11 protein-coding genes are annotated in these 12,376 nt (G+C 62.5%); 1 reads left to right on the top strand and 10 read right to left on the bottom strand.

Annotated elements, in window-relative coordinates; translation table 11 throughout:
* Nucleotides 1–69: 69 nt before the first annotated feature.
* The 5 genes from FJQ89_RS22510 to FJQ89_RS22530 all read right to left on the bottom strand — a co-directional run bounded on the left by FJQ89_RS22510 (nucleotide 70) and on the right by FJQ89_RS22530 (nucleotide 6,584).
* Nucleotides 70–1,722: a patatin-like phospholipase family protein gene (locus FJQ89_RS22510; protein ID WP_141171772.1), complete on the bottom strand. Its 1,653-nt coding sequence runs from the start codon at nucleotides 1,720–1,722 to the stop codon at nucleotides 70–72.
* A gap of 72 nt (nucleotides 1,723–1,794) precedes the next feature.
* Nucleotides 1,795–4,137, bottom strand: coding sequence for a CPBP family intramembrane glutamic endopeptidase (locus FJQ89_RS22515; RefSeq protein WP_141171773.1), 2,343 nt, complete (start codon nucleotides 4,135–4,137; stop codon nucleotides 1,795–1,797).
* Nucleotides 4,134–4,868, bottom strand: coding sequence for an ABC transporter ATP-binding protein (locus FJQ89_RS22520; RefSeq protein WP_243136206.1), 735 nt, complete (start codon nucleotides 4,866–4,868; stop codon nucleotides 4,134–4,136). Before FJQ89_RS22520 ends, FJQ89_RS22515 begins: the two co-directional genes overlap by 4 nt.
* A gap of 60 nt (nucleotides 4,869–4,928) precedes the next feature.
* A complete protein-coding gene (locus FJQ89_RS22525; protein WP_243136590.1) occupies nucleotides 4,929–5,783 on the bottom strand; it encodes a DUF3667 domain-containing protein in 855 nt (284 codons plus the stop codon).
* Nucleotides 5,784–6,131: 348 nt separating this feature from the next.
* On the bottom strand, nucleotides 6,132–6,584 hold the full coding sequence (locus FJQ89_RS22530; RefSeq protein ID WP_141171775.1) for a hypothetical protein: 453 nt from the start codon (nucleotides 6,582–6,584) through the stop codon (nucleotides 6,132–6,134).
* A gap of 178 nt (nucleotides 6,585–6,762) precedes the next feature.
* On the opposite strand from FJQ89_RS22530, the gene FJQ89_RS22535 reads away from it, so the two are divergent.
* Nucleotides 6,763–7,029, top strand: a complete 267-nt coding sequence (locus FJQ89_RS22535) for a hypothetical protein (RefSeq protein WP_071079406.1) — start codon at nucleotides 6,763–6,765, stop codon at nucleotides 7,027–7,029.
* A gap of 89 nt (nucleotides 7,030–7,118) precedes the next feature.
* On the opposite strand, the gene rpoH is transcribed toward FJQ89_RS22535, so the two are convergent.
* From rpoH to FJQ89_RS22560, 5 genes are all read right to left on the bottom strand, one after another.
* Nucleotides 7,119–8,012 carry an RNA polymerase sigma factor RpoH gene (rpoH, locus tag FJQ89_RS22540; RefSeq protein WP_141172941.1) on the bottom strand — a complete coding sequence of 298 codons (894 nt, stop codon included), beginning with the start codon at nucleotides 8,010–8,012 and terminating at the stop codon, nucleotides 7,119–7,121.
* 414 nt (nucleotides 8,013–8,426) lie between these two features.
* Nucleotides 8,427–9,347: a permease-like cell division protein FtsX gene (ftsX, locus tag FJQ89_RS22545; protein WP_141171776.1), complete on the bottom strand. Its 921-nt coding sequence runs from the start codon at nucleotides 9,345–9,347 to the stop codon at nucleotides 8,427–8,429.
* Nucleotides 9,344–10,087, bottom strand: coding sequence for a cell division ATP-binding protein FtsE (locus FJQ89_RS22550; protein WP_141171777.1), 744 nt, complete (start codon nucleotides 10,085–10,087; stop codon nucleotides 9,344–9,346). The genes ftsX and FJQ89_RS22550 overlap by 4 nt, the downstream gene beginning before the upstream one ends.
* An 8-nt stretch (nucleotides 10,088–10,095) precedes the next feature.
* Nucleotides 10,096–11,154: a signal recognition particle-docking protein FtsY gene (ftsY, locus tag FJQ89_RS22555; protein WP_141171778.1), complete on the bottom strand. Its 1,059-nt coding sequence runs from the start codon at nucleotides 11,152–11,154 to the stop codon at nucleotides 10,096–10,098.
* 164 nt (nucleotides 11,155–11,318) lie between these two features.
* Entirely contained in the window at nucleotides 11,319–12,260 is a 942-nt protein-coding gene (locus FJQ89_RS22560; RefSeq protein ID WP_141171779.1) for a MerR family transcriptional regulator, read from the bottom strand.
* Nucleotides 12,261–12,376: the final 116 nt, after the last annotated feature.

Here is a 12,376-nt window from a genome sequence, read left to right on the forward strand (position 1 = left end):
TCAGCCGGGCGCCAGGAATCCTTGCGCTAAAGCCCGCACGAGCGATCGTGCGGGCTTTTTTGTACGCGCTTACTTCTTGCAGCGTATCGGCACGTTCACGGAATTGCCGTCCGAACTCAGGTTGCGGTACTGCAAATCTTCACTTTCGATGGCGAAGCGGGGCACGGCGTGCACATAGCGCTGCTTGCAGACGGTATCGTCATTGATCAGCTGGCCCGCCAGCATGTAATCGCACAGGGCAAAGCGCGATTCCTCGTCATCGAGGATCAGCACGCGCGCGGCGCTGTACAGGGCCGCTTGCAAGACGTCCGGGCTGCAGTTTTCCGGGCCCGTCAGCTTCAGATGGGTTTTCGTTTGCGTGGCCAGGCGTTGCAGCTTGACGAGGGCGGCGCGCTCTTCCTTGCGCGCGCCATCGACTTGCGCGTCGCCGCTGGACAGACGCAGCGCCAGCGAAGCGATCTGGTCGATGGAAATATGCCAGGAAAAGCCTTCCAGCCGCGTGCGGATCTGGCCCGGCAAGGGATCGGCCGCATCGACTTCGCAGCGGTACTGGCCCAGGTGGGGGCGGCACAGCACGGGAATGGCAAAGGCCGAGGTGCGCTTGCCCTTGACGAACTTCTGGCTCAGGTCGCCAAAGTTTTCATGCGTGATGGTGTCGAAGCGGGCTTGCCCAAAGCCCATCTTGACGAGGTTTTCCTTGCGCTGGCGCGAAAACAGGGCGTCGACGGCATCGTAGATATTCTTGTTGAAGATGCGATCCAGCGGCTGGCGCTCGTCCGACATTTTTTCGAAGACGGCGCTGGAATTGGGCGCGTTGGCATCGATGGCAATGAGGATGAAGGGCTTGCTGTTCAGGCGCGGCGGCACGACGGCCATGTCGTTGCCGTACAGCTGCGTCAGGGCCACGTCCCACAGGGTTTCCACGCCCAGGTTGTCGGCCGCGCCGCCGTCGAACAGGTGCACGTAGGACGGCGATTCGCGCGATTCGGAACCGAGTTCCGGCACGAAACTGTTTTTCGGGCGGAAACGCTCGAAGGTGACGGAATCGAACACGCCGGGAAAGGCGGCCGAGGTGGCCACGGCCGTGGCCAGGCGGATATCCTGGATCGGCGAATGCAGGGTGCCGTAAAAATACTCATAGGAAAACACCACGCGCTTGCCGCCATCGGTGGCGTCCGTCGCGTTGGCCAGGAAGATGGGGCCGTCGTGCGGCAAGTCCTGGTAGGTTTTCTTGTCGTACAGCACATCGTCCAGCACGTCGGACAGGAACGAGGTGCGCGTCTTGTTCGTCAACAACATCGTCGTCAGATTGGCCGGTTTCAAAATGGTCTGGCCGAAGAAATCCGTTTTGAGTTTGCTGCGCAGCAAGGGCCAATTCGTTTGCTTGCCATGCAGCGCATAGTAGCCGCCCGCGATGGCGCCGCCCGAGACGCCGGAGATGGCAGAGGCGCCGCTGACGAGGCCAAACTCTTCCAGCTGCTCCAGCGAGGCGGCCGAGAAATTGGCGGCGCGGCTGCCGCCGCCGGACAGGGCGATGCCGATGAAGTGGTCGTTGGGCATCGGATTCTGGATGCGTGCCTTGGGCGCATCGATGCGCAGGCGTGGGGTTTCCTGCACGGTGAACGTGCGGTTTTCGACGCCGCTGTTGGGGCGCAGGGCGAGTACCGTGCAGCCGCTCAGCAGTGCAACGAGGACAAAGGGTGCGAACAAGCGTGGATGCATGCGTGATCTGTGCGTAGTCAGGGGTTGGGATACGGACGGAAACGTGTGCGATTCTAACAAACTTGCCTATGCTCATGCATAGAGTTGCACCGCGAGGATGGCCGCGTTGTAGCCGGCGTGCGCCAGCATGGGCGCCAGCAGCGAACGGCTGCGTTCATAGGCGGCGCCCGCGCACAGGCCCAGCACGAAGACGGGCAGCATGGAGACAGGCGGATGCACGATGGCAAAGATGGCCGCGCTGATGCCGATCGCCTGCCAGGCGGGCAGCGAGCGGCGCAGGCCGCCCTGGATCAGGCCACGGAAAATGAATTCCTCGCACAAGGGCGCGGCCAGCAGCGTCAGCCCTGCCAGCCAGACTCCGTCCCAGCCCGCCCCGGCCGACAGCGGCGCGCGCGCAGCTGACCAGCCACAGGCTTGCGCGATGGCCAGGTAGCCGATGCCGAAGAGGGCCGCCAGCAGCGCGGCTGCCGCGCCCCGGCGCCACGCTTGCCGGCCTGGCCCGATGCGCGGCACGCCTGCCGTCTTGCTGCGCCAGTAGACGAGGCGCACCAGGACATAGGTGAGCGCGCCCGCGCTGCCGAAGGCGATGGTCACGTGCGCCAGCGTTGCACCGGCCGCGTCCTTGAGCAGGAGCAAGGCCAGTGTCTGCAGGATAAAAAACAGCATGGCGGCGATCAAGCCATCCGAGGCCGACACCCTGGCCGGCGGCGAGGCGGCCGGATCGAGCAGGTACGGCAGCTCGTCGCGCGCCTTTTGCCACAGTGCCAGGGCCAGCGCCACCGTCAGCACGACAAACACCAGTTGCTGCGCCACGCTGCCGGCCGCCAGCGCGGCGAGGTACAAGCCGGTCAGCAGCAAATACAGATACATATACGTGGGGCGTATCTTCGCCGTCGCTTCGCTGGCCAGCGGATCGCTGGCAAACACCCCCAGCGCCACGGCGATCATCGAATACAGGGGAATGCCGGCCAGGGCCAGCAGCATCAGTCCCGCCATGTCCCAGCGCCATGCGGGCAGCCAGGCCAGCGCCGCGCCAAACAGGATGAGTGGATACAGCAGGGCCAGCACGGCCCACAATTGCGCCTTTTGCCGCAGCGCCTGCTCAACGGAAACGGGAAATGTGTACAGCAGCCACAGCGCGCCCCCTTCCTTGTTCAGGGTCTGGAAGGCCGACATCATCAGCACATAGCTGCCGAGGAAAAAGCCGGTCGATGCCAGCAGGGCGGGGCTGGCCAGCAGCGCGTGCATGTCGCGTGCCTGGCCCGAAAAAAAAGCCTGGCCGCCGAGGATCAGGAGCGGCATCAGCAGCGTTTGCACCATGAAATTACGGTCGCGTATCAGCAGGGTCAATTCGCGGCGCTGAATCACCGTGCCGATGCGGGCGCGCCACTGGCCAGCGGGCAGCGCCGCCGGGGAGCGCTTGCGGCTGGCTTCGCGCTGGCCCGCGCCCACCACGCCGTGGCGCAGCTGGCGGCGCAGCATCGCCATGCCCAGCAGCATCAACAGCAGCACTTGCGCCAGCAGCAGGCAGGCTGGCAACAGCGCGGCCGCAAGGCTGCCGGCATTGAGCACACGCACCAGCAGGCCGGGCGGCGTCCAGCTGCTCCAGGCGGGCATGGCCGCGGCCCAGCCATGGGCAAAGCCGCCCGCGCCTATGCCAAAAGACATGCCCGTATACATGGGAAACAGGCCCGCCAGCGAGAGCAGGGCCTGCAGGTTGCCCAGTTGGGACGGACTGAGCGACAGGCGCAGGCCCGTATCGACCAGGGTGCGCAGCATGGCGGCCAGGGCCAGCAGCAGCAGGCTGGCCACCAGTCCGGACAGCGGAGAAAACCAGCCCTGATCCGAATACCAGGCGATCATGGTGGTGCTGGGCCATAAGGCCAGCAGGCCGGCCGGATTGACGAGCGTGCGTTCGAGCACGCGCGCCCACAGCAGCGTGGCTTTGTCGACCGGCAAGGTGACCAGCCATTCCAGGTCCCAGTCCGGTTTCGACAGCTCGCCCATGCCTAGCGGCAACAACACGCTGACCAGCCACAGCAGCATCAATTGCAGGGCCAGGCCGCCTGCCAGTGCCGTGCTGAACGGGCGCTCGATCAATTCGGCGATGACGGGTGCCAGCAGGCGTTCGCCCGCCTGCATGCTGCCTTGCGCCTGGCAGGCCGCCACCTGGTCGAGCCGGCAATGCATGTTGAGCACGCCATGGCGCGCGATACTGCCGAAGGAAAACAACATGGGCAGCAATAGCAGCACGCCCAGCAGCCAGCGGCCCCGTTTCTTGCCTGGCGTGGCGGGGCGGCTCTTGGTGTTTTTCTTGAAGGACAAGCCACGGCCGCTGACGTTGAGCAAACGCTGCAGGCGCAAGCGCGTCAGCAGCCAGATGGCGCGCCAGGCGGTGGGCGGTACCGGCGTCATGCGGCGGCCGTTTCATCGGTAAGCTGCAGGAAGAGTTCTTCCAGGCTGCCGTCGCTGGACAGCTGCCGGCGAATCTCGTCCAGGCTGCCCGTGGCCGCCAGCGCACCGAGGTGGATGATGGCCACGCGGCTGCACAGTTTTTGCGCCATGTCGAGCAAATGGGTGGAAACGAAGATGGTGGTGCCGGCGGCGGCGATGCGCAGCAGCCGTTCCTGTACCTCGCGCGAGGCACGCGGATCCAGGCCGTTGATCGGTTCATCGAGGATCAGCACGGCCGGATCGTGGATCAGCGCGCAGGCCAGGCCCAGTTTTTTCTTCATGCCCAGCGAATAATTGACGGCAAAGTCTTCGGCCGCCTCGTCCAGGCCGAATTCCGTCAACAGACGCGTCGCGCGTTCGGCCGCATCCGCGCGCGAAAAACCATGCATTTCGGCGACGAATTGCAGGATTTCACGGCCCCGCAAATAATCGTAAAAGATCGGGTTGTCGGGCAGGTAGCCCACCTTGCGCTTGACGGCGGCACCGTCGCGGTGACAATCGAGGCCATCGACCAGCACGCGGCCGCTGCTGGGAACCAGGATGCCCATCAGCATGCGGATGGTGGTGGTCTTGCCGGCACCATTCGGGCCCAGGAAGCCGAAGACCTCTCCTTTGCCCACTTGCAAGGTCAATGGTTTGAGGGCCTCGAACGTGCCGTACTGTTTGGACAAGCCTTCGAAGGCAATCATCATGCACCCCAAAAAAGATAGCGTGCGGGATGATAGCCCGATACGGCGCCGCCAGAGCGCTTCTTAGTGGCGCAACATCACGCCCATGGCAATGCAGGCTAGTATCGCCAGGCTCATGGCGAGGCCGTAGGCTGTCATCAAAAACAGCCAGCGGCAGACGGTAGCGAGTTTGCCGCTTGGATATACGCGCCACATGGCCCAAGGTAGATAGGCGAGCAGCCAGGCGCCAAGCGCAAGGCGGATAAGATCGACGGGGATCAAACTCATCAGGGCCATCGTGACGAAAGCGAAGGCATTCGTATGCAGGGCGAACAGGAAATGCTCGCCATAGCGCCGTCCGCTGCCCAGGTAGAGGATTTTCAGGAAGAGGGCGAACAGTGGCATCAGGCAAAACATGGCGTACGGCGCGTAATGAAAAAAGCTGTCCACCACGAGTTTTTGTTTCTCGGCCGTAGGAAGTTGCTCAAAGTCTTGCCATTGGCGCGGCAGGGTGGGTGTCTGGCCCAAAATGCTGACCTGCATGGTCGATGACTTGTTTTCCGCAATTTGAGGGGTGCCATGGGCACTCACTTGGGCTTGCTGGCCATGGACGGTGAGGAATACGTCGGGGCTGCTGAACTTGAGGATGGCAAAGAACAGGATGCTGAAGGTCAGGTACACCCGCAACGGCTCGACGTAGCGCACGCGGCGTCCCGCGAGGTATTCATTGCTCAGTGCGCCAGGACGAAACAGCAGCAAGGCCAGTGTACGCCAGAGCTTGCCTTCGAGCGCTACATAATGCGCGACAAATTCATGCAGGAATTCACGCGCGCTGGGCACGTGCAGGGTCGTCGCCTGGCCACAGGCGCTACAGAAGTTGCCTGGTGCATTGGTATTGCAGTTATGGCAGGTAGCGGCGGGACTCGTGCTGGTTGACACTGTTTTCAAGATGGACTCTTTCTATAGCCGAAGGTCAAAATGATTGCTCAAGGGGGCAGCATATGATGAATGAAAACAATAACAAAAGGGTACTTTTCGCTCCGATAGTTGCTTCTGGTATACAAAATGCCGGCACCGTTTAGCCAGCGAAGGCGGCCAGCAGGCGCCGCTCGCTTCAGTCCAGGCAGGCACGGGCGAAGCGGCGGCGCTGCTGCAATTGCGGCACGTCGATGCCTTGCTACAAAGCTTTAGTCGTCTGATGCGCGAGGGCGATGCGCTGCCGTGTGCGCGATTACGGTATGCTGGAGCGCTAACAGGCGCCCGCTGACAGCCGCCAGCGCCACGAAGTTAGCGGGGCAGCGCGCCCTGCGTGATCTTCACCTTGACCCGATACGCGGGCGCGGCCGCGTTGAGGGTGGGCGGCGTGGCCGGGTCGACGTCGAGCAGGGTGAACGTCAGGTGGTTGACGCTGACGGAACTGGCGGCGCCGGGCATGGAATCGGACAAGACGATGTCGGTGGCGCCGGCGCTATTGAGCAAACTGAAACTGTAGCTGACATAGCCTTTCCACACGCATACGGCGCCCTTGCGGCAGCGGCTGTCGTTGACACGCTCGAGTTTCAGGGTATCGGTGGCCGTGATGGCCACTTGCTGGCCCGGCGAGAGCACGTGGGTGACGCTGCGCGGCGTGTTTTCCGCGTCGCCGGCGCTGCCGGCCGCGCCGCAGCCAGCCAGCACGGCCAGGCAGGCGATGAGCAGTGGCAGCAGCAAGGTACGATAAGAGCGGGTCAGGTGAAGCATGTTTTTCCTTTCAGGTAGAGCGTCCCTGGCGTGCTTGTTCACACGGGGGATAGAATGATGGTAACAAAATGATATTTTTTCGGCGCACTATTGGCGCGCTGCCGATGAATTGATGCGCCGGCCACGCGGCACGCCGATTACTGCGTAGAATGGCTGTTTTGAAAATCAGGAAACAACCATGAAAAAAACTGCCCTGGCGAAAAGCGATGCCAAGAAACTGATGGGAAAGATGAATGTTCCCGGCGCCGGTGCATTCGGTAAGGAAGCGGTGGTCGTCGACCGCCGCGAGCAGCGCAAGCGCGATCAGGCCCTGGGCCTGGTGCCATTCGCCGTCAAGCTGAATAGCGATCTGGTGTTGCAATTGCAGACCCTGGCCAAGGAGCGCGATGCGGATCTGAATGAATTGGTCGCCGAGCTGATCACCAAGGGCTTGGCTGCAGCATAAGGGTTGACAATGTTTATCTGTTGATAAATATCATTTGTAAAACTAAAAGGCGCCTTGCGGCGCCTTTTGCATTGCGACATTGCTTGTGCTTACACCCAGGCGGCCAGCGCGCCCTTCATTTTTTTCAGCGCCGCCACTTCGATCTGGCGGATGCGTTCGGCCGATACGCCGAACTCTTCTGCCAAAGCGTGCAGGGTGGCGCCGGAACCGTCGTCGTTGGCCAGCCAGCGCGCTTCGATGATGCGGCGCGAACGGGCGTCCAGCTTGGACAGTGCCGTTTCCAGACCTTCCGATTGCAGACGCGTCACTTGTTCCGCTTCCAGCACCTTGGTCGGCTCGCTTTGCTCCGACGACAAGTAGGCGATCGGCGAAAACTTGTCGTCTTCATCGTCGGTCGGCGATTCCAGCGCGATGTCGCGGCCGCTCAAACGCGTTTCCATTTCGATCACTTCTTCGCGTTTCACGTCGAGCAGCTTGGCCAGCGCATCGACTTGCTTCGGCGTCATCGCGTCCAGGCCCGTCTTGTGGCTGCGCAGGTTGAAGAACAGCTTGCGCTGCGCCTTCGTCGTCGCGACCTTGACCAGGCGCCAGTTTTTCAGGATGTACTCGTGCATCTCGGCTTTCACCCAGTGCATGGCGTACGACACCAAGCGCACGCCCTGGTCCGGATCGAAGCGTTTCACGGCTTTCATCAAGCCGATATTGCCTTCCTGAATCAGGTCGGCGTGCGGCAAGCCATAGCCCAGATAGCCGCGGGCAATCGAGACCACCAGGCGCAGGTGCGACAGCACCAGTTCTTGCGCGGCGGCCAGGTCATTTTTTTCACGCAGGCGTTTTGCCAGCGAGATTTCTTCGTCATGGGTCAACATGGGCAGGCGATTCACGGCCGAAATATAGGCGTCGATATTGCCCAGATTGCCAGTGAACCCGAGGCCCAGCGCATTACTTTTGGTCGGAACCAATGCGGACGTTGCGGACATCATAGTCATGTTTTCTCCCTCGTAGTCTTGCTTTGTTCCAGTTGACCACGTCACGCGACGTGGTCCGCTTATCTAGTCGTTTTAAGTATTCGGTCTTGCACTTTGCAGATCGCGGCACCATCTTGATCTGGCATCCATGGCGGTTCTGCGTTTGGTATGTTCCTATATTAGCACTCTCCGCTCGAGAGTGCCAATCAGCACATTTAATCGTCCTGATAGCCTAAATACTATGGCGATGTAATGCTTGATAAATGTATATGAACAGCGATTGGAGTGGCTCTGCAGGCCGCTTCACGACAACGTAGCTAGTCTACGGCCTCTGGCTGAAGCGAACCTTAAGAATACTTGCTAAATATCAAGATAACAGCATATGGGGACGCATGGCGGCGCCTGCGGCGCCGCCATGGAAGGGAATGGTCAGTTCAGGCGCGCCAGGTGGCGCTGCACGCAGAGGAAGGCGCCGATCAGGCCCAGGCCGGCGCTGACGGCCAGCAAGCCGGCCATCGGCAGCGGCGCCAGCGGCACCAGCTGGAATTCGGACGCATACAGGCGGGCAAACTCGGCAATCGCGGTATTGAGCGGCTGCAAGGCCAGCGCCACTGCGCCCAGGGCCAGCGCACCGGCGCACAGGCCCAGCAGGGCGCCCGTGTAATAGAAGGGGCGGTGGATGAAGGTATCCGTGGCGCCGATCAATTTCGAGATGCTGATTTCATCGCGCTGCTGCATCACTTGCAGGCGGATGGTATTGAAGACCACGGCGATCACGGCCACGCCCAGGGTGATGGCCAGCAGCAGCAGCACCAGGCGCAGCACGCCCAGCAGGGCCGCCAGGCGCTTGACCCAGGCCGAATCGACTTGCGCCGATTCCACGCCAGGCAGGTGGCGCAGCTGCTCCGCCACCGCGTCGACATCCTGCGCTTCGCTGGCGCTGCTGAACGCATCGAGTTTCAGCACATAGCTGTCGGGCAAGGGATTGTCGCCCAGTGTGCTGAGCACGTCGGCCAGGCCGTTCTTGTTTTTCAGGGTGTCGAGCGCCTGTTCGCGCGGGATGAAGACGATCTTCGCCTTTTGCGCGCCGACGATCTTGCGCATGGCGCCCGCCAGGGCCACGGCTTGCTCGCGCGGCGTGTCGATCTTCAGGAAAACGCTGATTTCCGGGTCGACCGACATCTGTTCCGACATGGGGCGCACATTGTCGAGCATGGTCAAGCCGGCGAACGGCAGCGACAGGGCGATGGCGACGACGAGCACGTTCAACAGGAAGCCGCCTGGCGACTTGCGCAGATGGATCAGCGCCGAACCGAGCGCGAAGCGGTGTTGACGGAACCAGCCTCTCATGCCTGTTCTCCCTGCGCGTCGTCCGGGTCGGGGGAGGGCGCGAAATCGGGATCGGGCGGCGCGAAGACGGGCGCCTGCGTGGCCTTGTCGATGGCGACTAATTGGCCGTTCTTCAGGTGGATCACGCGGGCGGCGGCGTCGAGCATCTGTTCGTCATGGCTGGAAATGAGGCAGGTCACGCCTACCGAGTGAAACGCTTTCAGGGCGTCGAGCACCTTGTTGGCGCTGGCGCGGTCCAGGTTGGCCGTCGGTTCGTCGGCCAGGATGATCTGTGGCCGGTTGACGATGGCGCGCGCGATGGACACGCGCTGCTGTTCCCCGCCCGACAGCGACAGCGGGCGCGCCATGGCGCGGTCCAGCAGGCCCACTTTATCGAGGGCGGCGCGCGCGCGCTGCTCCGCAGCAACTTTATGCGCGCCGACGACGAGCAGCGGCAGCATCACGTTGGCCAGGATGGAGCGGTCGTTCAGTAGTTTTTGCTGCTGGAAGATCAGGCCCATGTTGCGGCGCAGAAAGGGCACGCCGGCCGGCTTGATTTTCGCCATGTCCTGACCATTGACGATCAGCTTGCCCGAACTGGGGCGCTCCATGGCGGCGATCATTTTCAGCAGGGTGGACTTGCCGGCGCCGGACGGGCCGGCCAGAAAGACCAGCTCGCCTTTGGCAATGCTCAGCGAAATGTCGCTGAGGGCCACGGCATCGGCGGAGTATTGCTTGGAGACGTGCTGAAATTCAATCATGTATAGGCTTATCCGAGCAGCGCTTCGACAAATTCGGCAGCCACGAAAGGCTGCAAGTCTTCAATTTTCTCACCGATGCCGATGAAATACACGGGCACGGGGCGTACGCGGGCAATCGCTGCCAGCACGCCGCCCTTGGCGGTACCATCGAGCTTGGTGATCACCAGGCCGCTCAATTGCAGGGCATCGTCGAACGCTTTCACTTGCGTGAGGGCATTCTGGCCCGTGTTGCCGTCGATGACGAGCAGGGTTTCATGCGGCGCGCCTTCCATGCCCTTGCCGATCACGCGCTTGATTTTCTTTAACTCTTCCATCAGGTGCAACTGCGTCGGCAAGCGGCCCGCCGTGTCGACCATCACCACGTCGATGCCGCGCGCTTTTGCCGATTGCACGGAGTCGTAGGCCACAGCGGCCGGGTCGCCCGATTCCTGCGAGATGACGGTGACGTTGTTGCGCTCGCCCCAGACCATCAGCTGCTCGCGCGCGGCGGCGCGGAAGGTGTCGCCCGCGGCCAGCAGCACGGATTGATTGTTCGACTGCATGTGCTTGGCCAGCTTGCCGATGGTGGTGGTCTTGCCGGCGCCATTTACGCCGGAAATCATCATCACCAGCGGCTTGTGGCGGCCCAGCTCGAAGCGCTTTTCCAGCGGCGAGAGCAGGTCGATCAGCAGCACTTTCAGCGCGGCCTTGACGGCGGCGGCGTCGAGCAGCTTGTCTTCCTTGACCTTTTTCTTCAATTCCGTGAGCAAAAATTCGGTGGCGTCGATGCCCGCGTCGGACATCAGCAGCGCCGCTTCCAGCTCTTCGTACAGGGCCTCGTCGATCTTCGCGCCGACGAACAGCACGGATAAGGTGTTCGAGGTTTTTGACAGGCCGGCTTTCAGGCGCGTCATCCACGATTTTTTCTCGGGTTCGGCGGCCACGATCACGGGCACGAGCTCGGCCGGCGCGCCACTCAGGGGCGTGGCGGCAGGCTGCGGTGCCGGCGGCGTGGCGGCGGGAAGGACTAGGGGCTCGGCTGGCGCAGCCTCGGGAGCGGTGGATTTTTTCTTGAAGAAACTAAACATGGATGTGTGGTGGCGGGTGCTGACCTAAGGCCCGGCGGCGCCGGACACTGTGTTACGGGCTATTCTACCAGAGCGCGCCCGGCCCTTCATGCTTTACTGTTCGATTGGCAACATTGCGCGGCTATCCACGGAGATCGCCGCAGTTGCCGCGCTTTCCAGCCGGATCAATGGGTTTGCAGGGCCAGCGCCTGATGGCGGCGGCGCCAGTCGGCGATGCTTTCGTCGACTTGCCGCAAGTCCAGCACATGCAGGAACGCCGGCGGCTGCCTGCTCAGCACGGGGCTGCGTCCGCCAGCCCACAACTCTATGTCTGGCGGCAAGCTTGCATGCAGCTGCTGCAGGCTGTCGCGCGTCTGCCGTTGCTTGCTGGCGCTGGAAAACGACAGCGCCACGATGTCGGCCCGCTGCGCGCGGGCGGCCGCGACGATGTCCGTCAGCGGCGTTTCCACCCCCAGCGACATGCAATGGGCGCCGGCCGCCGCGCATAGCGCCTCGGCCATCAGCAGCCCCAGGCCATGCCGCTCCTGCGGCAAGGTACTGAGGACGATACGCGGCGTGCGCGTCGACGGGCTGCTTGCCTGCGGCAGGGAAAAAATGGCATGGCGCATCACCGTTTGCAAGGTTTCGCTATACAGATGCTCTTCATATATGGCCAGGTCGCCGCAAGCCCACGCTTCGCCCACCATGCCCGTCAGGGGCGCGATGACGTCGATGGTGAACGCTTTCAAGCCCAGCACGGCCAGCGCGTGGCGCAGCGCGTCGCCCAGTTCCGCCATCTGGTGGCCACGGCACAGGGCCAGGTAGCGTTCGAGCTGGGGTGCCCGGGTTGACGGCGCCGCGCTGCCGGCGTTGGCCAGCTGCTGCAGTTGCACGGTACTGTGTTGCATGATTTTGCCCGGACGAAATCCGAGGTCCAGCAGGCGCTTGACCATGCGCAACTTCTGCACTTGCTCGGCCGGGTAGCTGCGCTCGCCAAAGGCGTCGCGCTGGGGCTGGGGAAAGGCGTAGCGGCGCTCCCACACGCGCAAGGTTTCCTTGGCCAGTCCGGTATCGCGTTCGACATCGCTGATGCTGAAGGCGGAAGTGGGTTGCAGGTCAGTATCCATACCAGGGTGGCTTTGCTCGCTTGCGGAAGAACGTGGCATGCATTTTACGCTTTCCGCCGCCCCTTACCAAATAGCTGAATCCGATTAGAAATTGCCGACGTATAAGTTTCTGAACG

Origin of the sequence: Janthinobacterium tructae, from assembly GCF_006517255.1 — a bacterium.
In the GTDB taxonomy this organism is placed as follows: domain Bacteria; phylum Pseudomonadota; class Gammaproteobacteria; order Burkholderiales; family Burkholderiaceae_D; genus Janthinobacterium; species Janthinobacterium tructae.